Origin of the sequence: Actinomadura rugatobispora (assembly GCF_042656285.1) — a bacterium.
Lineage (GTDB): Bacteria > Actinomycetota > Actinomycetes > Streptosporangiales > Streptosporangiaceae > Spirillospora > Spirillospora rugatobispora.
On the sequence record NZ_JBHSON010000002.1, the window covers coordinates 126,904 to 152,483 of the forward strand.

Below are 25,580 nucleotides of genomic sequence, written 5' to 3' on the forward strand. Positions count from 1 at the left end.
CTGGGCCGCCGCCTCGATCATCTGGAACTCGCGGCCGACCACGGAGGGTGCGGCTCGCCGTAGGCGCAGGTCCTGCGGATCCGGGCCGTTCGGCCCTGTGCTCGTGGCCGTTCCCGGGAGTGGGATGGGTGATGGCGCCGGACCAGGAGGGGGATGACCATGGGGAGGTATGTGCTCGTTGGTTACGACGGGTCCGAGGAGAGCGAGCACGCTCTGCGGTGGGGAGTGGAGGAGGCGCGGCTGCGGGAGCTTCCGCTGGAGGTCGTGCACGCCTGGCGCTGGCCCTATCCGATCGACTACATCGACTACGAGGGGAGCGCGACCCTCAAGCGGGTGGGCCAGCATCTTCTGGACCACGGTGTGGAGCTGGCGCTGCGGGCGGAGCCCACGGTCCCGGTGAGCAAGCACTTGATGAACGGGCCTGCGCACGTTGCGCTGAATCACGCGTGCCGTGACGCCGAACTGGCCGTGGTGGGTTCACATGGGCGGGGAGAACTTTCTTTGGGGTCGACCGCGTTGCGGCTGCCCGCCCGTTCCACCTGTCCGGTCGTGGTGGTGCGGAACGCGGCGGCACGGAATGGGCTGGTCGTCGCGGGTGTCGATGGATCACCCGGGGGTGAGGCGGCGCTGGCCTTCGCCTTCCGGCAGGCGGCGCTGCGCGGGTGGTCGCTGCTGGCCGTCCACGGCTGCTGGGAGCCCAGCGCGGTGCCCGAAGCCGATCTCGCGCTGTTCTCCGAGCAGGAGAAGCTGCTGCGGATGTGCGAGACCCGATTGAAGCGGGCCGTCGAGCCGTGGCGGATCCGGTACCCGGAGGTGCAGGCGGCCACGTCGGTGCCGATGCTCCCCCCGCGCGAGGCCCTGTTCGAGGCGGCCGATGACGCCGATCTCATCGTGGTCGGCAATCGAGGAATGGGCGGGTTCGATCCGCTGCTGCTCGGCGCCACCAGCGGGGCCCTGTTGCAGCACGCTCCGTGCGCGGTGGCGATCGTGCAGCCGGAGGCTGACCATGATCGATGAGGTGCGCTCGCGCATGAGCCGTTCTTCTGGCGCGGAGCGCGAGCACGGCCCGCAGGAGGCGGCGGTGGTGATCGAGACGCTGGGGCCGGGCGACGTCTTGGGCTGGTCCTGGAATCCGCCAAGTGAGCTGCGGCCCCACCGTGTGGACGACCGATACCGTTCCGGCGAGTTCGGCCCCGGGAGCGCCGATGGCTCGGATGACCAGACCGGGCGAGGCCGTGACTCATCGCAGGGCGTGCAGGAACCGGGCGGCGAGCGGGGCGGCCACCTCGCCGCCTGAGCCGCCGCCCTCGACCAGCACGGAGAACGCCACCTCGCCGTGGAAGCCGATGAACCAGGCGTGCGATTTGCCGCCGTCGCCGACCTCGGCCGTTCCGGTCTTGCCCGCGGTGCCTTCCGGGAGGTCCGCGCGTTCGGCGGTGCCGTCGGTGACGACCGCGCGCATCATCTCGCGCAGCGAGCTCGCTCCCGGCACCGGGCGGGTGCGCTGCAGCTCTCCTCGGATCAGTTTGGCGTCGACCAAACGCGGCGGCCGCCACCGCCCGTCCGCGACGGCCGCCGCGACCAGCGCCATCGTGAGCGGGCTGGCCTGCACCCGTCCCTGGCCGATGGCCGCCTCGGCAAGCTCGGCACCACCGCCGGGGGTGGGGAAGGAGCCTGGGGTGGCCGCGATTCCAGGGGTGATCGAGCCGCCGAAGCCGAACGAGCGCGCGGCGTCGGCCAGTTTGCCGGCGCCCAGCTTCTCCACGGCCAGCTGCGCGAAGGTGGTGTTGCAGGAAGCCGCGAAGGCGTTGCGCAGCGAGGCCGTCCCAAGAGAGAGGCCCTGGGAGTTGCGGATGGTGCGCTGCGCGGTGACCACCGACTCGGGGCAGCGGACGTCGCTGCCGGCGGACAGGCCGTCCGCGAGCAGGGCGGCGGCGGTGACCACCTTGAAGGTGGAGCCGGGCGGGTAGGCGCCCAGGAACGCGCTGCGTCCGCCCAGCCTGTCGGCGACGGCCAGCACCTCCCCGGTGGACGGGCGCACCGCCACCAGGGCGGAGGCGGTCCGACCGGAGATCGCCTTCTCGGCCGCGGCCTGGATCCGGGGATCCAGCGTCGTCCGGATCCGTTCGGACGGGTCGGCCCCCAGCAGTGCCAGCCGCTGGGGCGCCCGTCGCGCTTCGGTGATCTCGACGGCCCATCCCGAGGTGTCGGCTTCGGAGTCGCCGAGATCCTCCGACAGGGCCGCGGTGTAGGGCTGGAGCGAACTGTACTCCGAGAGCGGCCGCCCCTTCCCGTCGGTGATCGTCGCGGGGGCGGTCTTGGTTTCGGTGAGCGTCCAGACGGCGAATCCGGTCAGTGAGGGATGCAGGGTGGCCGGGCTCCACAGGACCCTCCACTGGCCCTTCACCAGGCTCAACTCCAGAGTCGACCGGTAGGTCCAGGTCACTCGCCCCGCGAGGTTTCGAGAGATCTCGAACTCCTGGCGGGCCTGGTTCCGGTCGGCGGCCTGGCGGACCAGCGGGCCCGGAGCCAGCGCGACCGAGTACACCTTGAGTCCCCGGGACAGGGCCCGATGCTGCTCGGCGTAGTCGCCAGGCGGCTCGGAGACCAGTTCGGCCATGCGGTCCAGGGCGCCCCTGCGCCAGGCGGCGAAGTAGTCGCGGGAGACCTGCTCGGGAGTACCTGGATCCCGCCATGGAAAGGTCAGGGCGGCAACACCGCCGGCCGCCAGGACGATGATCAGCAGCACCGCAAGGACAAAGACCCCACGAGATCGCAACGCCGCCCCCTTCGAAGGCCGTCAACGATCATCTCCGATCATGGCCCACGCCGGTTGGCCAGATCCGGGCGCGGCGACGCGAGTGCGGCGCGTCCTTTCGGCCCTCGCCCTGGTCGGGGGTCGGTTCGAGGACGGTGACCCTGGAGACGCCTGGCACGGTGCGGGCGAGGACGTCGGCCACGGCCCGGGCGGCCTCGTCGGCCTCACCGCGCAACTCGACGCTTCCGTCGTGGACAGTGACGGCCCACCGGCCCCCCGCCCCCTGCTCGTCGAGCACGGCGATCACGTCGTCCCGGACGCGGGCGTCGTCGCGTGCCAGCACGGCGAGCAGGTCGCGGCGGCTGACGATGCCGGCCAGGACGGGGCCGTCGAGCACCGGCACGCTCTTGATCCCGGTCGTGATCATCATCTCGGCCAGCGCGGCGGCGTCGGAGGCGGGCCGCGCGGTGCGGACCTCGGTGGTCATGATCTCCTCGACCCGCCGCGGGGGAGGCGCGCCCGGAGCGGCCGGCGGGCGGGCGAAGGCGCGGGGATCGGCCTCGAACGCGCCGCGCAGCAGGTCCATCTCGCTGACGATGCCGACCATCCGGCCGCCCTCGTCCACGACGGGGCGGCGGTGATGTCGTGCTCGTACAGCACCCGGACGGCTTGCCGGACGGTGGCCCGCCTCGGCAGGGTCACCACCGGGGAGGTCATCACCTCACCGATCAACATGACGCGCCCCTCACCCTCGGTCCGATGGGCCTGCCGCCATCGTGCGGCCTGTGCTGCCGGTCCTGAAGGGCCGAAGGTCCCGGTGAGGCGTGTCAAGAGGCCACGGCGCCCCGAACCCATGAACGGCCAAGTTCCTCAGGAGGAGGGACCTTCGCCTCTCTGGGCCCGAACGTCCTGGTGGTCGACTGGAAACCGGGCGAAGTGAGGGGGGAGACGTCATGGAGTCCATGGGAGGGCGGCCGACTACGGCCGGCGTGCCGGAAGACGTGTCACGGGACGTCCGGGAGGCGGTGGAGGCGGCGGTGTGGGCGCCGTCGGTCCACAACACCCAGCCGTGGAGGTTCGCCGTCCGGGGTGCGCGGATCAGCCTGCGCGCCGACGCCGATCGGCGGCTGGGCGTGGCCGACCCCGAGGGCCGGGAAATGCTGATCAGCTGCGGCGCGGCGCTGGCGACGCTGCGGATCGCGGTCGGAGCCCTCGGCCGCGAGGCCGGGGTCCGCGAACTGCCCGACCCGGACCGGCCCCATCTGATGGCGGACGTCGAGCTGGGCGCCCGTGCTCTGGACGATGAGCACGCGCAGCGGTTGTCCGAGGCGGTCCGGCGGAGGCGTACGCACCGGGGTGCTTTCAAGCACGCCGAGGTCAGGCCCTCCATGCTCGCGGTCCTGCGGTTGGAAGCCGAACAGGGGGACGTCCGCTTGGTCCAAGTCGTGGAGGAGCACACCCGGCAGGCCCTGGCGGGGCTCACCCAGGCCGCCGAACACCTGCTGCACCTCGACACGAGGCTGGCCGGTGAGGAGGCGCGCTGGGCTCCGGCACCGGGCAGCAGGCGTGCCGACGGCGTGCACGAGGCCGCCTACCCCGGCGACGCGCCGCATACCGAACCGTACTTTCCCGCCCGCGACTTCGCCCGCGGTCACGGCTGGGGAGTGCGGGAAGGCCCCGGCGGTGGGCCGGACGAGCCGTCGACCGGACTGGTCCTGATGCTCACCACCCGGGGCGACACGCCGCTGGACTGGCTCCGGGCCGGGCAGGCGCTCCAGCGGATGCTGCTGCGGGCCGCGGCCGAGGAGGACCTGGCCGCCGCGTTCCACACGCAGGCCCTGGAGATCCCGGAACTGCGCGAGTTCATCCGCACACGGTTCTGCAACGGCCGGTACCCGCAGATGCTGCTGCGACTGGGCGTCCCGGAGGGCCCCGAGCTTGCGACCGTTCGGCGGCCCATCAATGAGGTCATCGTCGACGAAACCGGCCCCGCATGACCATGCGAAGCGGCTGCCGCCTCCGGGATCGTCGAACTTCGGCCGCGGCGGCCAGACGCGCATCCTCGGGAAGGGAGCCGATCATGCGGTATCCGATCGTCGTCGCAATCGACGGTTCGGCCCCTGCGCGGCAGGGGCCGGACTGAGCGATCGAGCACGCTCGCCCGCACGGGGTTCGGACGCCCCACGGGAAAGTAGGGGCGAAGGTCCCGGGACTGGATGACTCTTGGCCGCTGCGGGTGCGGCGGCGCGGGCCGGAGGCTGGTGGCCATGACACACGACACCTCGTCCGCCGAGGTCTTCGCCCTGCTCACCGATGGCGTCCAAGTCCAGATCAGGCAGGTGGTGCCCGAGGACCGCGACGAGGTCCGCGGCCTGCACGCCGGGCTGTCCGCCGAGAGCCTGTACTTCCGCTTCTTCGGGCTGAGCCCCTCGATGGCCGATCAGGTGGCGGCGAACGTGTGCCGCGAGCCGGGCCCCGGCCACCTCACGCTGGGCGCCTGGCTGAAGGGGCGGTTGATCGGCGTCGCCCAGTACGAGGCCATCGGCGGCGGCGAGGCCGAGATCGCGCTGGCGGTGGCCGAGCACATGCACCATCGCGGCGTGGGGACGCTGCTGCTGGAACATCTGGCGTCGCGGGCGCGGGCCCGCGGCGTCCGAGCGTTCCGGGCCGACGTGCTGGCGGAGAACTCGGCGATGCTGCGGGTGTTCGCCGACGCCGGGCTGCCCGCCCGCCGCGGATACGCGGCCGGCGTGGTCGAGGCGACCCTGCCGCTGGACGGCGGGGACCGCTACCTGGACACCGACGACCGCTACCTGGACGCCGTGGCCGGCAGGGAGAGCCGCGCCACCGTCGCCAGCCTGGAACCCCTCCTGCACCCGCGGGTGGTCGCCGTGGTCGGGGCCGGCCGCAAGCCCGGATCCGTCGGGGGCGCGATCCTGCACAACATCCGTACCGGCGGCTTCGAGGGCGCGGTGTACGCGGTGAATCCGCACGCCGCGGGCACCGTCCTGGACGGGGTGCCCTGCGTGGCGGCGCCGGGCGACCTGCCCGAGCCGCCCGACCTGGCCGTGCTCGCGGTCCCGGCCCCGGCCGTCGCACCGGCCGCCGCGGCCTGCGGGCGCCGCGGCGCCAGGGCGGTCGTGGTGGTGAGCTCCGGGCTGACCGCCGAGCACAGCCGCGACCTGCAGGCCGCCTGCCACACCTACGGCATGCGCCTGGTCGGGCCCAACTGCCTGGGCGTCGCCGACGCCGCCTCCCGCCTGAACGCCACGTTCGCGGCCGGACGCCCGGCTGCCGGGTCGGCGGGGGTGGTGGTGCAGTCCGGCGGGGTCGGCGTCGCGCTGCTCGACCACCTCTCCCGGCTGGGAATCGGGGTGTCCTCGTTCGCCTCGGTGGGCGACAAATACGACGTCAGCGGCAACGACATGCTCATGTGGTGGGAGGCCGACCCCGGCACCCGCCTGGGCCTGGTCCACGTTGAGTCCTTCGGCAGTCCGCGCAAGTTCGCCCGCACGGCGCGCCGGGTGGCCGAGCGGATGCCGCTGCTGACGGTCGTGGCGGGCCGTTCCGCGGCCGGGACCCGCGCGGCGGCCTCCCACACCGCGGCCGCCGCCACGCCCGCCGTGACCCGCCACGCGCTGTTCCGCCAGGCCGGCATCATCGCCGCCGACGACCTCGGCGACCTGGTCGGCACGGCGGCGCTGCTGGCCCTGCAGCCGCTTCCGGCGGGGCCGCGGGTGGCGATCGTGTCCAACGCGGGCGGGGGAGGGGTGCTGGCCGCCGACGCCTGCGCCGACGCCGGGCTGATCGTGCCGCCGCTCTCGCCCCGCACCAGGGAGCGGCTGGCCGGCCTGCTGCCCGCGCCCGCCGCCGTCGCCAACCCCGTGGACACCACCGCCGCCGTCACCCCCGAACGGTTCCGCCGCGTGCTGGAAGCGGCCGCCGACGACGAGACGGTGGACGCGATCCTGGCCGTGGTCGTCCCGACGGCCCTGGGCGACCTGACCACCGCCCTGCGCGGCACGGGCAAACCGGTCGCCGCGGTCGTACTGGGACAGGCCGAGACCGTCACGGCCGGTGAGGACGGCGTGCCCGCCTACGCCTTCCCCGAGAACGCGGCCCGGGCCCTCGCCGCGGCCTGGCAGTACGCGGGCTGGCGAGCCCGCCCGAAAGGGGCAGGCCCCACCTACTCCGATCTCGACCGCGGCCGGGTCACGTCGATCATCGACGGGTTCCTGGGACGGGCGCCCGAGGGAGGGTGGCTGCCGCCGCTGGAGACCTTCCGGCTGCTCGAGGCCTACGGTCTCCCTCTCGCGCCGTGGCGCTGGGCCCCCACCGAGGACGCCGCGGTGCGCGCCGCGGCCGAACTCGGCGGTGCGGTCGCCCTGAAGGCCCATGTCCCGGGCGTCCTGCACAAGACCGCCGCCGGAGCGCTCCACCTCGACCTGCGCGGCGAGACCGAGGTCCGGACCGCCTACCGGGAGATGGCCGACCGATTCGGGAACGAGCTCCACGGCGTGCTCGTCCAGGCGATGGCGGCCGAAGGCGTGGAGGTGCTCTGCGGCCTGGTCCAGGAAGAGATCTTCGGCCCGCTGGTGGTGTTCGGCGCGGGCGGCGTCGACACCGAGGCGCTGGCCGACCGCGCCGCACGGCTCGCCCCGCTCACCGACCTGGAGGCCGAGAGCCTGGTCCGGGATGCCCGGATCGCACCCGTCCTGCTCGGCCACCCGGCCCGCGCCGCGGGCGACCTGCCGGGCCTCCAGGACGTCCTGCTGCGGATCGCACGGCTGGCCGTCGACCACTCCCAGATCGCCGAACTGGACCTCAACCCCGTGATCGTCCGTCCCGACGGCGTGGTGGCCGTCGACGCCCGCGTCCGCCTCGTCCCGCACCGCACCTGGGACCCCTACCTGCGCAGGCTCCGCTGACGACCCTGGGGAAACGCCGGGCAGCGAGGGAGGCGGGCTCGCGCGCTTCCCACCGGGCGAGCTCGCCCACTTCATCATGTGAACCCGCCAGGGGCGTGGCGTCTGCCACGCCCATCAGGCATCGGCGTGCACCGGCGCGAGCAGGCGGCGCCCGGTGATGAAACGCGTCGCGATGCGGATGAAGTGACCGCGCGGCTCGGAGGGCCAAGGGCCGAGGGGAAGACGCTCCAGATCGCCACCGGCCACATGGTCCGCGCGTCCGACGACGGTGACCGACCAGCCGGTGGCCGTGGCGAGATCGATGTCGTCGGTCTCGAAGGCGACGATCGCGCCGCGCAGGGAGTCGTCGAGCTCGGAGCCGGGCGCGGCCCGGATGATCACGTCGCCGTGCTCGTCGAGGACGAAGTCGACCGGCTGGATGGCCGGAAGCGCCCGATCGGTGTAAACCACCCGCCCCAGCGAGGCCGTTGCCAGCAACGCCAGGCATTTCTCACGGCCGAGAGCTCGAAAGCCGTTTTCGTCGTTCATACTTCAAGCCTTGACGTGCCGGGTGGCCCAGCGCAGAGACGAACGTCCTCGTTGTTCAGGTTCTTGGTGAGTGCGCTGGGCGGTTCGGTGCGCCGGCGGATTCACTCTTTACAGGTTCTCCGGCGCAGGCCCCCAGGGGCGCGGGCCGCCGCTCGTCATGGAGCGGGCCGGTGCCCTGCGGCGTGCCTCCCGGTACTCCGCCAGGTGCTCCACACGGGTGCGCAGGCGCCGGCCGGCCAGGTTGACGGCCTCGGGCATGGTGCGCGCGGCGGCGTTGGCGTTGACCGGGCGGCCGTTGAGATCCACTCGCATGGAAACGAGAGCGGGACGCGGCACGGCGGGATCCTTGAGCACGCTGAGCGTGACCCTGGAGTACAGAACGGGGCCCTGGGCGTGGGCCATGGCCCAGGCGACGACTTCGCGAGCGAAGCGCGCATCCTCCTGCGACACCTCCGCTGTGGTCGTGATCTGGATGTCGAGTTCCTCCGGAGCGCTGGCAGGCACCGTGAGCCTCCTTGAACGTGGCTGAAAGGCCGTCACTGTCAGCGTCCACCTTCGAAGGCCGCCTCCCCAGGGACCTTGGTCCCCGCCGCCCCGCCGTACGTACCAAGGACCGGTTGATCTTGTGAGGGCATGGCACCGGGCACGCACGACGGCGGCGCCGGCCTGGGGCCGACCACCGCCGGCGACCTCCGCGGACCACACCGGCTCCAGTGTCCACGCAGGTCAGGGTGTCCGGCTCACGACCCCGACCAGAAGGGAACCCGGCCGATGAAGCCCAGCAGTTTGGTCTGGACATCCGCGTCGCCGGGGACCTCGACGCGCGCGCCGTACTGGCCGGAGGAGCGGAGAACCTGGTCCATGGGTTCCATCCCGCCGAGGAGTTGAGCGCAGAAGTCGGGGTCCAGCCGGTCGTCCTGGCCGGTGGCCCTGGACAGATCCCAGGTGTGCATGAACACGTCAGCGATGTAGAACTGGTCGATCGCGGTGTCCAGGGGCAGGCTGCCGATGTGCGGGTTGGTGAGTTCCCGGCGCTTCGTCTCCGGATCGTCCAGCACGGCCTGCACGCCGTCGCAGTGAACCTGCCATGCGGCGACCGGGTTCTCGTCCACCGACGGTCCGCGGGGCAGGTCGATGCCGGCACCGGAGGCCAGGAACGCGGGGAACCATTCGGTCAGGTGGCGCACGACGTCGCGGGCGGTCCAGTCGGCGACCGGGGACGGCGCGTCCCACGACCGGGTACCGCGGACCCGGTCGGTGAACAGCCCGGCGACCTGCCGGTGCCGCTCGGCCGGACGGTCAGGCAGCGTCATCGATGAGCATCCTCTCCAGTTTGGCGTAACCCTCGTCGATGCCGACCTCCATACCGCTGCGCAGCATCGCGTCGCGACCCTCGAAGCTGTCGACCAGCGACTGCGCTCGCAGCCGCGTACGGCCGCCGCCCAAGTCCTGGAACCACAGCGTCTCCAGCGCGACCCCCTCAGGATCGCCCTCGAAGGTGAAGGTCTGCACCATGCGGTCCGGCCGCACCTCGTGGAAGCAGCCGTGGAACCAGTACTCGGTGCCGTCGCGCTCCGAGACGTACCGCCAGCTGCCGCCGGTCCGCGCGTCCCAGTGCTCGATCCGGGTGGTCATGGCGCTGGGGCCCACCCACCGGGCGAACAACGCGGGATCGGTGTGGGCGCGGAAAAGCTGCTCGGGCGTCGCCGTGAAGTCACGCGTCGTCCGGATGACCGGCAGTCTCGGGTCGGCTTCGATGGCCGTCTCCCTGATCCTGTTCATGTTCTTCCCCCTTCATCTGCTCCAGGACGATGTCGAGGCGGCGGTAGCGCTGCTCGACGCGGCGCCGGTGGCGCTCGATCCAGGTGTCCATCAGGTCGAGGGCCTGAAGTTCCAGGCGCACCGGGCGGGGCTGAGGCCCTGGCGGCCGGCTGACGAGCCCGGCGTCCTCCAGCACCCGCAGATGCTTGTAGACGGCCTGCAGCGTCATCCGGTACGGCTCGGCCAGCCGGCTCACGGTCGCGTCGCCCTCTGAGAGCCGGGCCACCATGTCGCGCCGGGTGGGATCGGCGAGGGCGGCGAAGACCCGGGACAGCGTGTCCGTGCTCATCCCTCTCCCTTTCAACTCGATGGTTGAAACAACCGTAGATCGCAAGCCCGCCACCCGTCAACCGCCCGGTTGAAAGCGCTGCTCCTACCATGGGGAGTGCATCGGGCGCTGCGCGATGCCGGGACGCGCGCCGGCCGTCGGCGGCCGGCCATGTTCCCCGTGGGCGAGCGGCGCGGCCGGTTCCGCACCCGACTTCGAGGCCTGCAACGAAGCCGCCAGTGAGGCGGCCACGGTTCCGAGCCCGGGGTTGGAGACGGGCTCTCAGCCGACCGGGGTCGCGACGTAGGTGACCCACCAGCCCTGGTGCGGCTGGCCGTTGCAGTCCCACAACTGCATGCGCGAGCCGTTGGCGTTGACCGTGGCGGCGGCGGCCTCCAGGCAGCGGTCGGTGGGGACGTGGACGATCCGGAAAGGCTGGGACGAGCCGCGCACCAGCCACTGCTGACCGAGACCGCCGTTGCAGCCCCGCAGTTCCACGATGGTGCCGTTGCCGCCGTAGGGGAGGGCGTCCAGACACCAGAAGGGCGAGACGCTGCTCCATATCCCGAGCGTGTTGTTACTCCATGCCCCGGTATTCCAGTTCTGCTGTATTTGGTAATTGCAGTCCCACAATTGGACCTTGGTCACCAGATGGCCCACGGTGCCCAGGTCGGCGTCCAGGCAGCGCGCCGCTGGATGCTGCGTCCTGGCGATGAACTTCGCGTTGGGCTGGAACGGCTGGGCGTGCGCGGGCCCGCCGGTCATGATCGCGATCAGCGGTGCCGCCGCGATGGGCGCCAGCCACCGAGCAGCCGCCCGGAATGATCGAGAAACGGACATGGGTCTCCCCGAGTATCGACTGTGTCGATTTTCTATTCTGCTGAGGGAATTCGTCGTGTCGCCCATTCGTCCGCTGGTGGCCAGTTGCCGGGTTCCGTGTTTCGCCGGGCACATCTGCCATCGGATCGGCCGGCCGGCACGCGCATGCCCTCGGCCCGTGCCCCTGAGGGGCTTGATCGTCAGGGCATCGGATCGAGATGACCCTCGATGGTGGTCTGGGAGTAGGGGGAGCGGTCCCAGAGGGCGAAGATTTCGGCGGCGAGCGCCGTGAGCGGGAACAGGTCCGGCTTGGACCGCGTGTTCACTTCGATCCTGGCCGCCAGCAGGCTGCGCGGGACGGCGTCGGCGTCGAGGAGGACGCGCCACTGGTCCGGCGCGAGTTCCAGGAACTCCAGCGCGTCCAGCCGGGTGATCTCCAGTGGGTCGGTCAGTGAGCCGGCTGCGGCGCACAACGTCCGCAGCCGGGGCAGGCCGATGACCGGGGCGAGACTGAGCGGCCGGTCCCGCGGCCCGATGCTCAGGACCTCCAGTCGGGGGTGTGCGGCGGCTTCCACGTCCGGCAGGTGCCCGCCGTTGACGTGGGCCACGACCCCAGGGCCGTTGCCGTGAGGGCCGGTGAGCCATTGGTCGCGGCGGTTCACCACCATGTCGGTCAAGGACTCGGCGCGCAGGTCGGCGCCGATCGCCTTCTCGTGGTCGAGCCAGATGATCTGGCCCAGGTGCCCGCCCGGGCCCGGCGTCAGATCGACCGCGATCAGGTCGCCGCCACCGCTGTCCCCGAAGACGATCCAGCCGGGCGAACCGGCCAGACCCTGCACAGCCGAGCCGGGCGGCGTGACGACCGCTTTCGTCGCCGCGGACTTCCACTCGAATGGGCGGGAGGCCGCATCGGCGACGTACACCTCCTCCAGCGGGAACAGCTCGCAGCCCACCGCCTCGCACTCGCGGTCCGCGGCCTGAACGTCGCCGTAGTCCTCCCAGTTCGCCCTTGTCGCGCGGTAGAGCACCGTGAGCTCGTCGGGCAACGGAACACCCAGGCGTTCCTGCGCGGCGTCGAGTTCCTCCTGGGTGGCGCCGATGGCATCGGGAAGGCGCTCGCGCAGCGTCCGCTCCAGCAGTTCCGGATCCGCCGACGGTGCGGGCGCCGCGTCCGGCATCGGGTCGGGAAGACGGCGCCAGGGCTCCGGGGCGGAGTTCTCGACCAGGACCAGCGTGCCGGGCAGTTCCCCGATGTCGGTGTAGGCGGCCAGGTCGGGAGGGAGCAGGTGGATCACGGTCCGCCGCCCGTCCGGCCAGATCTCCGCGACGAACGAGACGGCCACCAGACCCGCGTCCTCCAGCGCGGTCCGCACCTGCTCCACCGCCTCCTCCTCGGCCCGCGTCCCCTGCCCGGACGACGAGATCCGCCGCGCATCGAGAAGGCGCCGATTGCCGGCACGGTCGACCCACCCTCCGACGTGCCCGCCCGAAGCGCCGGCCTTCTCCGCATGGGCCGCCCGCAAAAGCCTCAGCAGCGGCTTCCAGGTCACGAAGTCATAGATCGAGGACAACGCCGACCTCCGGTCATTGCTGCGAGCACGGTGAGGTGATTATGGAGGCAGGCAACGACATGCCGTACATGCTCGCCGGTCAACTGGACGGCGATGTCCTCACGTCCCGATCCCAGGAACCGACCGCCCAAGGGCGGGGCTTCCTGGGCCGTTTTCGGGGTGGTCGGCCGGTTGCGGTGAAGGTTGTGCGGCTGGATCTGGGCGACGGTGCGGGGTTCCGGCGACCGTCCTGATGGCCGGCGGCGGGGTCGGGTTCGGCGTGCCCTGAGTGCGAGGGGGGTGGTGAGCACTTGGACCCTGCCTGGATACGGGGGTGACATGCTGCGGAAACATCCCCTTCCTAATTTCTGTCGCCTGACAGGAATTAGGGATTGGGGCTGCTGCCATGACCGCCACCGCTCCACCGCCGAGCGCGGACGCCACCGGCCCGGCAGGCGACTCCGCGGCGCTCGCCGGCTTCGGCTACAGCCAGGAACTGCACCGGAGCATGGGGCGCTACGCCTCGTTCGCCGCCGGCTTCTCCTTCATCTCCGTCCTCACGACCGTCTTCCAGTTCTTCGCCTTCGGGTACTCGTTCGGCGGCGGGGCCTTCTTCTGGACCTGGCCCGCCGTCCTGCTGGGCCAGCTGCTGGTCGCGGCCTGCTTCGCCGAACTCGCCGCCCGCTACCCGATCTCGGGCGCCATCTACCAGTGGTCCACCCGGCTCAGCCGTCCCACCTTCGGCTGGTTCGCCGGCTGGATCATGGTCACCGGGCAGATCGTGGTGGTCGCCGCCGCGGCGCTCGCGCTGCAGGTGGTGCTGCCCGCGATCTGGAGCGGTTTCCAGCTCGTCGGGGGCGACCCGGCGCCCACGACGGCGACCGGGGCGGCCAACGCCGCCGTGCTCGCCGGGATGCTCCTCGCCCTCACCACGCTGGTCAACGTGCTGGACAACCGGGTGCTCTCGGCGATCAACCGGATCGGCGTCACCGCCGAGATCATCGGGGCCGCGCTCATCATCGTGCTGCTGCTCACCCACTCCGAACGCGGCGGGGGCGTCACCCTGCGCACCGGGGGCGAGGGCGGGACGATCGGCGCGCTGCTGGTGGGCGCGTTCGCCGCCGCGTACGTCCTGATCGGGTTCGACAGCGCGGGCGAGATGAGCGAGGAGACCCGGCACCCGCGCCGCACCGCGCCCCGCACGATCCTCACCGCTCTTTTCGCGGCCGGGGTCCTGGCCACCCTGATGGTGCTCGGCGGGCTGCTCGCGGCGCCCAGCCTGACCGACGGGCGGCTGGCCACCGAGGGGCTGGCGTACGTCCTGACCAGCAGCCTGGGGTCCGGGGTCGGCAAGGCGCTGCTGGTGGACGTGGCGGTCGCCATCGCCGTCGCCACCCTCGCGATCCAGACGTCGGCGACCCGGATGCTGTTCTCCATGGCCCGCGACGGGGTGGTGCCCGCCTCGCGCGTCCTGTCCAGGGTCTCCCCGCGCACCGGCATGCCGGCCGCGCCCGCGGTGACGGTGGGCGTCGCCGCGGCCGGGCTCTGCCTGCTGAACCTGGCCTCGCCGGAGGCGTTCCTCGCGATCGGGACCACCTGCATCGCCATGCTGTACCTGGCGTACGCGATGGTCACCGGGCCGATGCTGGTGCGCAGGCTGCGCGGCGGCTGGTCCGCCGACCCCGGCGTGGACGAGACCGGCCGGCCGCTGTTCTCGCTGGGCCGGTGGGGGCTGCCGATCAACGCGCTCGCCCTGGTCTACGGCCTGGCCATGACCGTCAACCTGGCCTGGCCGCGCGCCGCGGTCTACGACCCGGAGGGCGGGCACTGGTACTTCCAGTGGTTCACCGCGCTCTTCCTCGGCGCGACGGTGCTGCTCGGCGCCGTGTACCGGGCGCGGCGCCGTCCGGCGGAGGCGCCCGTGGCCCAGCCCGCTCCGGTGCCGTAGCGCGGGGCGTCAGGCCAGGTTCCGGCCCGCCTCGCGCGCCGCCGCCAGGTCCTCCTCGCGGACGCCGGCCACCCGCAGCGCCGCGTCCGCCGTCGCCGCCGCGAAGACCGGGACGGGACGCTCCGGGCCGGAGCGGTGGATCAGGATGACGCTCTCGATGAGCCCGAACACCAGGTCGGTGCGGAGCACGAGTTCGCGCTTGTCGAGGGCGCCGCAGCTCTCCGTGGCCGCGAGCAGTTGCCCGTAGGTCTCCTTGAGCTCGGCCCGGACCCGGTGGAATCCGGCGAATTGTTCGGCGCGGACCTCGGGCAGCAGGTAGAGGGCGCCGAGGTTGTGCGGGCCGCCGCAGAGCAGTTCGACGTCGGAGCGGCACAGCTGCCACAGGCGGGCCTCGGCCGGGGCGGGGCCGTCGTCGGCGAGGAGACCGCGGGCGAGCCGCAGGGACGGGGTGACCGTGCCTTCGAGCAGCGCGGCGAGGAGGTCCTCCTTGCCGTCGAAGTAGTGGTACATCGTGGCCTGCCGCATCCCGGCGCGCTCGGCGATCGCCCTGGTCGAGGTGGCCGCGTAGCCGCGCTCGGTGAACATCTCGGCGGCCGCCGCCAGCAGTTCCTCCCGTGCGGGAAGCCCGCTGTCGGGGCGCTGCGCCGCGCGCGGCCGGCCGACCCGTCGTCCGCTGGTGCCCATGGGGCGATCGTCGCACACGGCCGTCCGGGGCACTCCGGCGCGGCCGTTCCGGTGAGGAGTCGGTAACGCCGCCGCAACGTCAGGGAAACGGCCCCGAATCCACCTCTGCCTAATTTCTGTCGAGCGACAGAAACACGTCCGGGAGGTCGGATCATGGAGACCGCGACGACGTACGGCGCACGGGCCCACGCCCGCGCGCAGGAGGGGGCCCGGGCCGAGGCCATGCCCGTGGTGCCCGCCACCGACTGGCCCGATCCGCCCCGCGACGCCGGCCGCCTGGTGTGGGCGGAGACGGTGGGGGGCGGCGGCTACGCCCACAGGGTGCTCGCCCGCGGCACCGAACTGAGGCTGACGGATCTGCGCGGGGACGCCTGCGCCCACCTGCTGCTGTTCGTCGCGGACCGCCCGTGGGAACGGCTCAACACGGCCGACACGGTCAAGGTGCAGTGGAACGCCTACCTGGGCGAGGGGCGGCTGCTCCTGTCCGACCAGGGCCGCGTCCTGGCCTCCGTGGTCGCCGACTCGTCGGGACGGCACGACGCGCTGTGCGGCACCTCGACCCTCGTCCGCAACACCGAGCGGTACGGCGACGGGACGCCGCAGTCCGCGACCCCGGCCGGGCGTGAGCTGTTCAAGCTGGCCGCCCTCAAGAACGGGCTCGGGCCCCGCGACCTGCCGCCCTCGCTGTCCTTCTTCCAGGGCGTGGAGGTGGGGAAGGACGGCGCCCTCGCGTTCACCGGCTCGGCCGGCCCCGGCGCCTCGGTCACTCTCCGCGCCGAGCAGGACCTCACCGTCCTGCTCGCCAACGTCCCGCACCCCGTCGACCCCCGGCCGGACTACCGCAGCACCCCGCTGGAGGTGCTTGCCTGGCGGGCGCGCGCGACCGGGCCCGGAGACGCGCTGTGGGACGCCTCCCCGGAAGGCCGCCGCGCCTTTCTCAACACCACGGAATTCCTCGCCGCGAGGGGGCTCGCATGACCACGGACACCTCCACCACGGGGACCGGCACGGTCGTGCCCGCGAGGGCGGCCTGGTCCGCGGTGGTCCCCGCGGGTCACCTGCTCACCATCACCGACCTGCACGGCAACCAGGCGGTCGACTTCCTGGTGTACGACGCCCACGACACCGCGATCCGCTACAGCGCGCCCGACACCGTCCACGCCCAGGGGAGCATCTTCCTGACCACGGGCACCGTCCTGCTCTCCAACGAGCACACCCCGCTGATGACCGTCGTCGAGGACACCTGCGGCCGCCACGACACGCTGGGCGGCGCCTGTTCCAAGGAGTCCAACACCCTGCGCTACGGCCACCACACATGGTCGCAGCACGCCTGCGTGGAGAACTTCCTCGCCGAGGGGGCCCGGCACGGCCTCGGCAAGCGCGACCTGGTCCCGAACATCAACTGGTACATGAACGTCCCCGTCGAGAAGGACGGGACGCTCGGCATCGTGGACGGCATCTCCGCTCCCGGCCTGGAGGTCGTCCTCAGGGCGGAGGCCGACGTCCTGGTGCTGGTCTCCAACTGCCCGCAGATCAACAACCCGTGCAACGGCTTCGAGCCGACCGCCGTCCGGATGACGGTCGGCCCCGGCGGGTCGGCGGCCGCATGACGCCCGCCTTCGAAACGCTGCTGGTCGCCAACCGGGGCGAGATCGCCGCCCGGATCGTCCGCACCGCGCGTCGGCTCGGGCTGCGCACGGTCGCGGTCTTCTCCGACCCGGACCGGGCCGCCGAGCACGTACGGCTGGCCGACGCGGCGGTACGGCTCGGCCCGGCCCCCGCCAAGGAGTCGTACCTGGACGCGGAGCTGGTGCTGAAGGCGGCGGTGGAGACCGGCGCCGGGGCGATCCACCCGGGCTACGGGTTCCTGTCCGAGGACGCGGAGTTCGCGCGCGCCTGCGAGGCGGCCGGGATCGCCTTCGTCGGGCCCACGCCCGAGCAGCTGGAGCTGTTCGGCGCCAAGCACACCGCGCGCGCCGCCGCGGAGGCGGCGGGGGTGCCGCTGGCCCCGGGCACGGGGCTGCTGTCCGGCCTCGGCGCCGCGCTCGGCGAGGCCGGCCGCATCGGCTACCCGGTGATGCTGAAGGCCACCGGGGGCGGGGGAGGCATCGGCATGCGGGCCTGCCACGGCCCGGCGGAGCTGGAGGACGCGTGGGAGGGCGTGCAGCGGGTCGCCGCCGCCTCCTTCTCGTCCGCGGGCGTGTTCCTGGAACGGCTCGTCGAGGACGCCCGCCATGTCGAGGTGCAGGTGTTCGGCGACGGCGTGGGGAAGGTCGTCACGCTGGGCGACCGCGACTGCTCGCTCCAGCGCCGCAACCAGAAGGTGGTCGAGGAGGCGCCCGCGCCGGGCCTGCCGGACCGGGTCCGCAGGGAGCTGGCCGACGCCGCCCGCGCACTGTGCGCGTCGGTTGACTACCGCTCCGCCGGGACGGTCGAGTTCGTGTACGACGCCGCCCGCGAGGAGGCGTACTTCCTTGAGGTCAACACCCGCCTCCAGGTGGAGCATCCGGTCACCGAGGAGATCTACGGCGTCGACCTGGTGGAGTGGATGCTGCGGCTCGCCCAGGGGGACACGGCGGTGGTCCGTGAGCCCGGCCCCCCGCGCGGCCACGCCGTGGAGGCCCGCGTCTACGCCGAGGATCCCGCACGCGACCACCGGCCCAGCGCCGGTCTGCTCACGCGCGTCTCCTTCCCCGAGGACGTCCGCGTCGACTCCTGGGTGGCGGCCGGTACGGAGGTGACCACGGCGTACGACCCCATGCTGGCCAAGGTCGTCGCGCACGGCCGCGACCGCGCCGAAGCCCTGGACCGGCTGGACGCCGCGCTCGCCGCGACCCGGGTCGACGGCATCGAGACCAACCTGGGCCTGGTGCGGGCAGCGCTCGCCCACCCCGGAGTGCGGGCGGCCCGGCACTCCACCGCCACCCTGGCCGCGGTCACCGACCCGACACCGCGCATCGAGGTCGTCTCGGGCGGCACGCTCACCACCATCCAGGACTGGCCGGGCCGCACCGGGTACTGGCAGGTGGGCGTCCCGCCCTGCGGCCCCATGGACGACCTGTCGTTCCGGCTCGGCAACCGGGGGCTGGGCAACGAGGAGGGCGCACCGGGCCTGGAGTGCACGCTGCAGGGCCCGGCCCTGCGGTTCACCCACCCGACGACGGTGTGCGTCACCGGTGCCCCGGCGCCGGTGAGCGTGGACGGCGGCCCGGTCCCGCAGTGGGAGCCGGTGAACGTCCCCGCCGGGGCGACCCTCCGGATCGGCGCCCCGGAGGAGTACGGCCTCCGCACGTATGTGCTGTTCGCGGGAGGCGGCCTGGACGTGCCGGACTTTCTGGGGAGCGCCTCCACGTTCACGCTGGGCCGCTTCGGCGGGCACGGCGGCCGGGCGCTGCGCACTGGCGACGTCCTGCACGGCGGTACGGCGTCCCGCGCCGGACGACCCGTGCCGCAGGCCGACCGTCCGCTGTTCGGCGGCGCCTGGGAGATCGGGGCGGTGGAGGGCCCGCACGCAGCACCGGAGTTCTTCACCGAGGACGACGTCCGCGACTTCTACGCCGCGTACTGGAAAGTCCACTTCAACTCGGCCCGCACGGGGGTGCGCCTGGTCGGCCCCAAGCCGCGCTGGGCCCGCCCGGACGGCGGCGAGGCGGGCCTGCACCCGTCCAACATCCATGACACGCCGTACTCGGTGGGCGCGGTCGACTACACCGGCGACATGCCGGTGCTGCTCGGCCCCGACGGTCCTTCGCTGGGCGGCTTCGTCTGCCCGGCGACGGTCGCCAAGGGCCAGCGCTGGAAGCTCGGGCAGCTGCGCCCGGGGGACACGGTCCGGTTCGTCCCGCTCACCGTGGACGCGGCCACCGCCCTGCGCCGCACGCCCGCGGCACGCCCGGTCGCGGACCGGCCGGAGATCGTGGACGGCGGCGTCCTGGCCCGGCGCGGGGACGTGACGTACCGGCGCGGCGGGGACGACAACCTGCTGGTCGAGTTCGGCCCGATGGAGCTGGACCTGGCGCTGCGGATGCGGGTGCACGCGCTGATGGAGGCGGTCGGGGCGGCCGCGCTCCCGGGCGTCACCGACCTGACCCCCGGCATCCGCTCCCTCCAGATCCAGGCCGACCCGGACGTCCTGCCCCAAGGAGAGCTGCTGGGCCACGTGCGCCGCATCGAGGCCGCCCTGCCCCCGACCGACGAGCTGGTCGTGCCGTCGCGCACCGTCCACCTGCCGCTGTCCTGGGACGACCCGGCGACGCGCGAGGCCATCGCCCGGTACATGGCGGGGGTGAGAGACGACGCCCCCTGGTGCCCCTGGAACATCGAGTTCATCCGCCGCGTCAACGGGCTTCCGTCCGTCGAGGACGTCCACCGCACCGTTTTCGACGCCGAGTACCTCGTCCTGGGGCTCGGGGACGTCTACCTGGGCGCACCCGTCGCCACGCCGCTCGACCCCCGCCACCGCCTCGTCACCACCAAGTACAACCCGGCGCGCACCTGGACGGCGGAGAACTCCGTCGGCATCGGCGGCGCCTACCTGTGCGTGTACGGCATGGAGGGGCCGGGCGGCTACCAGTTCGTGGGCCGCACCACGCAGGTCTGGTCGAGCTGGGGGCGAGGGGAGGCGCCCTGGCTGCTGCGCTTCTTCGACCGCATCAAGTGGTACGAGGTCGGGGCCGGCGAACTCCTCGAACTCCGCGCCGACATGGCCGCCGGCCGGTTCACGCCCCGGATCGAGGAGGGCGAGTTCGCGCTCGCCGACCACCGCCGCTTCCTCGCCGCGAACGCCGCGTCGATCGGCGCGTTCCGCGCCCGGCAGGCGGCGGCGTTCACGGCGGAACGGGACGCCTGGGAGGCCGCGGGCGAGTACGCCCGCGCCGAGGAGGCCGCCGCGCCCGCCCCCCCGCCCGCCGAGATCGCCGTCCCGCCCGGCGGGCACCTCGTGGAGGCCGAGTTCGCGGCCTCCGTCTGGCAGGTCGCCGTCGCTCCCGGCGACACGGTCACGGCGGGCCAGGCGCTGCTGGTGCTGGAGGCGATGAAGATGGAGGCGCCGGTCTGCGCGCCGGCCGACGGCGTGGTCGCCGAGGTCCTCGCGGTGCCCGGCGTCCAGGTCGACCCGGGCACGCCGCTGATCGTCCTGGCCCCGCCCGAACCCGCGCCGGCCGCGTCCGTACCGAGCGAAAGGCACGCGCACCGATGATCGACCGCTTCACCGCCCGCGTCCACGCGGCCTACGACCGCATCGCGGAGGTCGACCGCCCCGAGATCTGGATCGGGCTGCGGCCCCGCGCCGAGGTCGCGGCCGAGGCGGCCCGGACCGACCCGGCGCTTCCCCTCGCCGGGCGGCTGCTCGCCGTCAAGGGCAACATCGATGTCGCCGGCCTCCCGACCACCGCCGGGTGCCCCTCGTACGCCTACGAACCGGCCCGGGACGCGCCGGTGGTCGCGCGCCTGCGCGCGGCCGGTGCCGTCGTGATCGGCACCACCAACCTGGACCAGTTCGCCACCGGCCTGGTCGGCACGCGCTCGCCGTACGGGGCGGTGCGCGGCGCCGCCGACCCGTCCAGGGTCGCCGGCGGTTCGAGCTCGGGCTCGGCCGTCGCCGTGGCGCTCGGGATCGCCGACCTGGCCCTGGGCACCGACACCGCGGGCTCCGGGCGGGTCCCGGCGGCGTTCAACGGGATCGTCGGGCTGAAGCCGACACGCGGCCTGGTCCCGGCCGAGGGCGTCGTGCCGGCCTGCGCGAGCCTCGACTGCGTGACGGTCTTCGCCCGGACGCTCGCCGAGGCCGAGCGGGCGCTCGCGCACATGGTCACCGGCGCGGGCGACCCGCTGGCCCGCGCGCCGGGGCCGTGGCGGATCGCCGTTCCGGACCCCGCGCGGCTCGGCGAGCTGGACGAGGGCTGGGCCGAGGCGTTCGGCGCCGCCGCCGCGCGCCTCGAGACGGCCGGGGCCAGCCCGCGGCCCGTGGACCTCGCCCCGTTCACCGAGGCGGCCGCGATGCTCTACGAAGGCGCCTTCGTCGCCGAGCGCTACACCGCGGTCGGGCGCTTCATCGACGAACGGGCCGCGCAGGGCGCCCCGGACCTGGACCCGACCGTCGCCCGGATCATCCAGGGCGCCCGCGACGTCCCGGCCCACCGGCTCTTCGCCGACCGGGAGAGGCTGGCCGCGCTCCGCTCCCGCGCCCTCGCCGCGCTCGGCGACGCCGACGCCCTGCTGCTGCCGACCGCGCCCGGCCACCCCACCCTCGCCGAGGTCGCCGCCGACCCGCTGGGCGCCAACGCCCGCCTCGGCCGGTTCACCAACTCCACGAACCTCCTCGACCTGGCGGCGGTCGCAGTGCCCGCCGGGACCGTGCGCGGCCTCCCCTTCGGCGTGATGCTGATCGGCCCGGCGCACACCGACGATCGGCTCGCCCGGATCGCCGCGCTCCTCACCCCGCCCGCCCGCGTCGCCGTCGTCGGCGCGCACCTGACCGGCCAGCCCCTCAACCCCCAACTCCTCGCGCTGGGCGCGCGGTTCGACCGTACGACCACCACGGCGCCCTGCTACCGCCTGTACGCGCTGCCCACCGATCCGCCCAAGCCGGGCCTGGTACGGGTTCCCGAGGACGGCGCCGCCATCGAGGCCGAGGTGTGGGAGATCCCGCCGGAGGGTTTGGGCGGCCTGGTCGCGTCCCTTCCCCGCCCCATGGCCCTGGGCAGCGTCGAACTGGCGGACGGCAGCCGGGTGCCGGGGTTCCTCTGCGAACCCGCCGCGCTGCCCGGCGCCGCCGACATCACCTCGTACGGAGGCTGGCGCCCCTACCTCGCCGGCTAGCGCCGGGCGGGGGCTCACGGCCACGCCGGCGGTTTTGTCGCAGCGGCCCGCTAATGTGCCTGCGGGCGGTACGGGACGGCGAAATCCGGGGCAGGGGCGTTTCCGCTCCGCATGCCGCCGGCCTTCCCTGGTCGCTCGCCGAGCAGGTTTTCACCGTCGAAAGGGCGCTCCGATGAGCCGTGGCACCCGCCTGTCGGACCTGCGCCGCCTGATGGCGGAAGAGCCGGCCGACCCGGAGGTGGTGGAGCAGGCCCGGCGGCGCAAGGAGTCCGCACTGCTGGACTTCGGGGTCGGGCAGAGCGCGGTGGCGTCCTGGCTGTACGCCAAGTGCCACCACCACATCCCGACCACCGCGATCCCCACCGCCGCGGTGGTCGCCACCGGCGACGGCGGCTGCGCCCTCCTCTACAACCCGTACTTCTTCGCGGAACTGGACTTCGACGGGGTCAAGTTCGTGCTGTTCCACGAGGCCCGGCACCTGATGCACCGGCACCTCCACGTGGACGAGGAACTGCGCTCCGACCCGACGTTCACGCTGGCCGCCGAGGTGGCCATCAACCATGTCGCCCTGCGCCGGCTGGGCCGGTCCAGCCTTCCCACGATGCCGCGCGACGGGCCACCGGAACCGGTGGGCGTCGACCCGGAGGCGGTCTACCGGGCGTACCAGGACGACCTGAGGCGCCAGGGCCTGTCCGCGCTGCCGTACGACGAGTTCATCCACACCGACCTCACGGTGTACGGCGAGCTGCGCCGGATGAAGGCGCTCGACGAGCCCGTGCCGGCGTACTGCGTCCACATGCGGGGCGAGCCGAATGACGTTCCGATGGACGCCGAGACCGTGGAAGGGCTGGGCACCGAGGTCCTGCGCGAGGTGATGCAGGCCGCGCTGCGAGGCGGTCCGGCGCGCGGCGAGCTGCTCGACCTGGCGGACCGCACGGCCGACGGCGGGGAACGCCTGAGCCGGCTGTGGGGCGGCCTGGGCCTGGACAAGTTGCGCGGCACGACCCCGAAGACCCGCCGCGTCGACTGGTGGCAGCGGTGGCTGGTCGACGTGCTCACCTCGAAGCTGGCCGAGAGCGACCGGCTGGTCTACCCGAAGAAGCACGGCGCGATCCTCCTGGCGCTGGGCCACGACCCGATGCTGACCCGGCGCGGACCGGAGCGGACGAAGGTGGTCCTCGTCGCGTTCGACACGTCGGGCTCGATGCCGGACGCCGTGGTCGAGTGGCTGACCACCCTGGTCGGGCAGACCGACGGGGTGGAGAGCCACTGGCTCAGCTTCGACGGCGTCGTGGTGCCGTTCGTCCCGGGGGAGCGGGTGGTGGGCGGGGGCGGCACCGACTTCCAGAACGTCGTCGACTACGCCGAGGGCCGGCTCGAGGTGAACGGCGCACGGCTCGAGGCGGAACCCGACGCGATCATCATGGTGACCGACGGGTACGCGTCCCACGTCACCCCCGCCGACCCCGGCCGCTGGATCTGGCTGATCACCGACGACGGCGACGACTGGCCGGAGCGGCACCACCCCCCGATGGCCTGCCATCGGGTCACGTCCGGACGACGACAACCGAGGAGAAGCCAGTAGTGGCCGCCGCCGAACCGCCCCGAGCGGACCGAACGACCGCACCGAGGCTCGAGAAGTTCATCGACGCGATGATCACCACCGGCCAGACCGGGCAGATCTTCGGCGAGCACGGCATCGGCAAGACCTCCACGTTCGTGTCGTACATCCCGAAGCGGTTCCCCGGCACCACGCTGGTGGTCCTGCCCGCGGCCAACCTCGCCCCGGACGACCTGCTCGTCAACGCCCCGGTGCGCGACGAGCGCAGCGGAGAGCTCGCACTCCGCCAGCTCATCATGCGGCAGCTCGTCCCCGGCAAGCAGTTCGTCCTGCTCATCGACGACTCGCTGCAGGCCGGCAGCACGGTGCAGTCCCAGCTCATGCAGATCGCCTGCGACTGGACCCTGGGCGAGTACGACCTGCGCGAGCTGGGCTGCGTCGGGGTGTTCCTCACCGACAACGAGGCGCTGGCCGAGACCAGCGCGCGCCGGTCCGACCTGGCGATCCTGGACCGGATGGTCACCATCAGGCTGACCGCGAACGACACCGCGTGGCGGCAGGCGCTGGCCGAACGGTATCCGGACTGGGATCTGCGCGAGGTGTTCCGGCAGTGGGCCTCCCTCGGCCCGCACCTGCGCCGGCTGCTGTCGCCGCGCACCCTGCAGCACGTGCTCGACTGCGCACGCGGGGGGTTCCCGCTGACCTGGGGGCTGCCGTTGCTGAACGGCCGCCGGCTGGCGCTGGCCGAGGAGGGCAAGGACGGCGGGCCGGGCCGGGACCGCACCGCGGAAGTGCTCGACGGCATCGCCGCGGCGGTCGGGGCGGGCAACCCGGACACCCTGGCCGACCCGGTCCGCCGCATCCTGCGGGCCGCGATGACCCACCGCTGGGCGGTGCTCCTGCAGGGGCCGCCCGGGTGCGGCAAGACGCAGATCACCAAGCAGATCGCGCGGGAGGAGACCGGGCGCGACCCGGTGTACTTCTCGCTGCCGGTGACCAACGTCGAAGACCTGTGCGTGCCGGTGCCCACCCCCGACGGGTCGCTGGAGGCGATGCTCGCCCGGTCGCTGCTCGACCCGGAGCCGAAGGTGCTGGTCTGGGACGAGTACAACCGGCCGAAGGACAAGGCGACCTTCGCCAAGCTGATGGAGATCACCCAGGAGTGGACGCTCGCCGGACGCCCGCTCCCCGGCCTGCGGGCGCAGGTGGCACTGCAGAACCCGCCCTACCACCTGGGCCGCAAGATGCTGGTCAGCGCCAACAACGTGGCCCAGGCCAGCCGGTTCACGATCAGCTACGAGGTGCTCCCGGACGACATCCCGGCCAACGAGTGGCTGATCTCGACGTACGGGGAGACGGCCGAGACGGTCCTGGAGTGGTGGAAGAACGACATCGACGACGAGGGCCGCGACTGGGTCACCAAGCGCACCCTGGAGCGGCTGATCAAGCTGCACCGGGCGGACATGCCGCTCGAGCCGGGCCTGATCTACCTCGGCGACGGCGAGTACGCCCCGGTGCCGCTGTCCGGGCTGGAGGCCCGCCTGGCGGGCCGGTCCCAGATCGGGCTGACCGAGCTCGCCGGCGACTGCCGGCGATGGGAGGCCCGGCTGGCGCCCGCCGCCGAGATCAGCGAGGAGGGCACCAACGACACCGACCTGGTCCACCAGGTGTTCTCCAACGCCGAGGTGTCCCAGCTGGAGAGGCATCTCGACGTGGTGGCGCGGCTGCTGCCGTACCTGCCGCCGAAGCTGCGGGCCACCTACATGGTCGGGCAGAGCGCGGAACGGCAACGCTTCTGGATGGCCGCCCTGACCCGGATGGCCGAGCTGCCGGCGCGGCGTGCGCCGCGGCCACGGCAGTCGGCCAGATCCTGAAGCGTCTCCGATGACTAGAAGG

21 protein-coding genes and 1 pseudogene are annotated in these 25,580 nt (G+C 73.1%); 11 read left to right on the forward strand and 11 right to left on the reverse strand.

Annotated features, from left to right (window positions below):
• Positions 1-153: 153 nt before the first annotated feature.
• Positions 154-1,017 carry a universal stress protein gene (locus ACFPZN_RS01830; protein ID WP_378279429.1) on the forward strand — a complete coding sequence of 288 codons (864 nt, stop codon included), beginning with the start codon at positions 154-156 and terminating at the stop codon, positions 1,015-1,017.
• A complete protein-coding gene (locus tag ACFPZN_RS01835) occupies positions 1,007-1,297 on the forward strand; it encodes a hypothetical protein (RefSeq protein ID WP_378279431.1) in 291 nt (96 codons plus the stop codon). Before ACFPZN_RS01830 ends, ACFPZN_RS01835 begins: the two co-directional genes overlap by 11 nt.
• On the opposite strand, the gene ACFPZN_RS01840 is transcribed toward ACFPZN_RS01835, so the two are convergent.
• The 3 genes and pseudogenes from ACFPZN_RS01840 to ACFPZN_RS01850 all read right to left on the reverse strand — a co-directional run.
• A complete protein-coding gene (locus ACFPZN_RS01840) occupies positions 1,241-2,749 on the reverse strand; it encodes a penicillin-binding transpeptidase domain-containing protein (RefSeq protein ID WP_378279433.1) in 1,509 nt (502 codons plus the stop codon). The two genes, ACFPZN_RS01835 and ACFPZN_RS01840, sit on opposite strands and share 57 nt — an antisense overlap.
• Positions 2,750-2,807: 58 nt before the next feature.
• Positions 2,808-3,383 (reverse strand): CBS domain-containing protein, encoded by a 576-nt coding sequence (locus tag ACFPZN_RS01845; RefSeq protein ID WP_378279435.1) that lies wholly within the window; start codon positions 3,381-3,383, stop codon positions 2,808-2,810.
• Positions 3,384-3,389: 6 nt separating this feature from the next.
• A pseudogene (locus tag ACFPZN_RS01850) lies at positions 3,390-3,613 on the reverse strand (CBS domain-containing protein); the annotation flags it as partial.
• A 98-nt stretch (positions 3,614-3,711) separates the two neighbouring features.
• On the opposite strand from ACFPZN_RS01850, the gene ACFPZN_RS01855 reads away from it, so the two are divergent.
• Entirely contained in the window at positions 3,712-4,755 is a 1,044-nt protein-coding gene (locus ACFPZN_RS01855; protein WP_378279436.1) for an Acg family FMN-binding oxidoreductase, read from the forward strand.
• Between the two features lie 270 nt (positions 4,756-5,025).
• Positions 5,026-7,686, forward strand: a complete 2,661-nt coding sequence (locus ACFPZN_RS01860; protein WP_378279438.1) for a bifunctional acetate--CoA ligase family protein/GNAT family N-acetyltransferase — start codon at positions 5,026-5,028, stop codon at positions 7,684-7,686.
• Positions 7,687-7,800: 114 nt separating this feature from the next.
• On the opposite strand, the gene ACFPZN_RS01865 is transcribed toward ACFPZN_RS01860, so the two are convergent.
• The 7 genes from ACFPZN_RS01865 to ACFPZN_RS01895 form a co-directional block, all read right to left on the reverse strand.
• Positions 7,801-8,214, reverse strand: a complete 414-nt coding sequence (locus ACFPZN_RS01865; RefSeq protein WP_378279440.1) for a pyridoxamine 5'-phosphate oxidase family protein — start codon at positions 8,212-8,214, stop codon at positions 7,801-7,803.
• Positions 8,215-8,322: 108 nt separating this feature from the next.
• The gene (locus ACFPZN_RS01870; RefSeq protein ID WP_378279442.1) at positions 8,323-8,718 is read right to left on the reverse strand and encodes a hypothetical protein; all 396 of its coding nucleotides are present in this window, start codon (positions 8,716-8,718) and stop codon (positions 8,323-8,325) included.
• Between the two features lie 236 nt (positions 8,719-8,954).
• Positions 8,955-9,527 carry a TIGR03086 family metal-binding protein gene (locus ACFPZN_RS01875; protein ID WP_378279444.1) on the reverse strand — a complete coding sequence of 191 codons (573 nt, stop codon included), beginning with the start codon at positions 9,525-9,527 and terminating at the stop codon, positions 8,955-8,957.
• Positions 9,514-9,996: an SRPBCC family protein gene (locus tag ACFPZN_RS01880; protein ID WP_378279445.1), complete on the reverse strand. Its 483-nt coding sequence runs from the start codon at positions 9,994-9,996 to the stop codon at positions 9,514-9,516. The genes ACFPZN_RS01875 and ACFPZN_RS01880 overlap by 14 nt, the downstream gene beginning before the upstream one ends.
• Positions 9,929-10,324 (reverse strand): ArsR/SmtB family transcription factor, encoded by a 396-nt coding sequence (locus ACFPZN_RS01885; RefSeq protein WP_378279446.1) that lies wholly within the window; start codon positions 10,322-10,324, stop codon positions 9,929-9,931. The genes ACFPZN_RS01880 and ACFPZN_RS01885 overlap by 68 nt, the downstream gene beginning before the upstream one ends.
• 261 nt (positions 10,325-10,585) lie before the next feature.
• Complete coding sequence (locus ACFPZN_RS01890) at positions 10,586-11,143, reverse strand: ricin-type beta-trefoil lectin domain protein (protein WP_378279448.1); 558 nt, start codon at positions 11,141-11,143, stop codon at positions 10,586-10,588.
• Positions 11,144-11,322: 179 nt separating this feature from the next.
• Entirely contained in the window at positions 11,323-12,693 is a 1,371-nt protein-coding gene (locus ACFPZN_RS01895; protein ID WP_378279450.1) for an SMI1/KNR4 family protein, read from the reverse strand.
• A gap of 385 nt (positions 12,694-13,078) precedes the next feature.
• Between ACFPZN_RS01895 and ACFPZN_RS01900 the strand changes: the two genes are divergently transcribed.
• Positions 13,079-14,620 carry an amino acid permease gene (locus ACFPZN_RS01900; protein ID WP_378279452.1) on the forward strand — a complete coding sequence of 514 codons (1,542 nt, stop codon included), beginning with the start codon at positions 13,079-13,081 and terminating at the stop codon, positions 14,618-14,620.
• A gap of 9 nt (positions 14,621-14,629) precedes the next feature.
• On the opposite strand, the gene ACFPZN_RS01905 is transcribed toward ACFPZN_RS01900, so the two are convergent.
• Entirely contained in the window at positions 14,630-15,304 is a 675-nt protein-coding gene (locus tag ACFPZN_RS01905; protein ID WP_378279454.1) for a TetR/AcrR family transcriptional regulator, read from the reverse strand.
• A 153-nt stretch (positions 15,305-15,457) separates the two neighbouring features.
• Here ACFPZN_RS01905 and ACFPZN_RS01910 point away from each other — a divergent pair, with 153 nt between their 5' ends.
• From ACFPZN_RS01910 to ACFPZN_RS01935, 6 genes are all read left to right on the forward strand, one after another.
• Entirely contained in the window at positions 15,458-16,282 is an 825-nt protein-coding gene (locus ACFPZN_RS01910) for an urea amidolyase associated protein UAAP1 (RefSeq protein WP_378279457.1), read from the forward strand.
• Positions 16,279-16,914 (forward strand): urea amidolyase associated protein UAAP2, encoded by a 636-nt coding sequence (locus ACFPZN_RS01915; protein ID WP_378279459.1) that lies wholly within the window; start codon positions 16,279-16,281, stop codon positions 16,912-16,914. The genes ACFPZN_RS01910 and ACFPZN_RS01915 overlap by 4 nt, the downstream gene beginning before the upstream one ends.
• Positions 16,911-20,501: an urea carboxylase gene (uca, locus tag ACFPZN_RS01920; RefSeq protein WP_378279461.1), complete on the forward strand. Its 3,591-nt coding sequence runs from the start codon at positions 16,911-16,913 to the stop codon at positions 20,499-20,501. The genes ACFPZN_RS01915 and uca overlap by 4 nt, the downstream gene beginning before the upstream one ends.
• Positions 20,498-22,123, forward strand: a complete 1,626-nt coding sequence (locus ACFPZN_RS01925; RefSeq protein ID WP_378279463.1) for an allophanate hydrolase — start codon at positions 20,498-20,500, stop codon at positions 22,121-22,123. The genes uca and ACFPZN_RS01925 overlap by 4 nt, the downstream gene beginning before the upstream one ends.
• 172 nt (positions 22,124-22,295) lie before the next feature.
• Positions 22,296-23,708: a DUF2201 family putative metallopeptidase gene (locus ACFPZN_RS01930; protein ID WP_378279465.1), complete on the forward strand. Its 1,413-nt coding sequence runs from the start codon at positions 22,296-22,298 to the stop codon at positions 23,706-23,708.
• On the forward strand, positions 23,708-25,558 hold the full coding sequence (locus tag ACFPZN_RS01935; RefSeq protein WP_378279467.1) for an ATP-binding protein: 1,851 nt from the start codon (positions 23,708-23,710) through the stop codon (positions 25,556-25,558). Before ACFPZN_RS01930 ends, ACFPZN_RS01935 begins: the two co-directional genes overlap by 1 nt.
• The last annotated feature ends 22 nt before the right edge of the window (positions 25,559-25,580 follow it).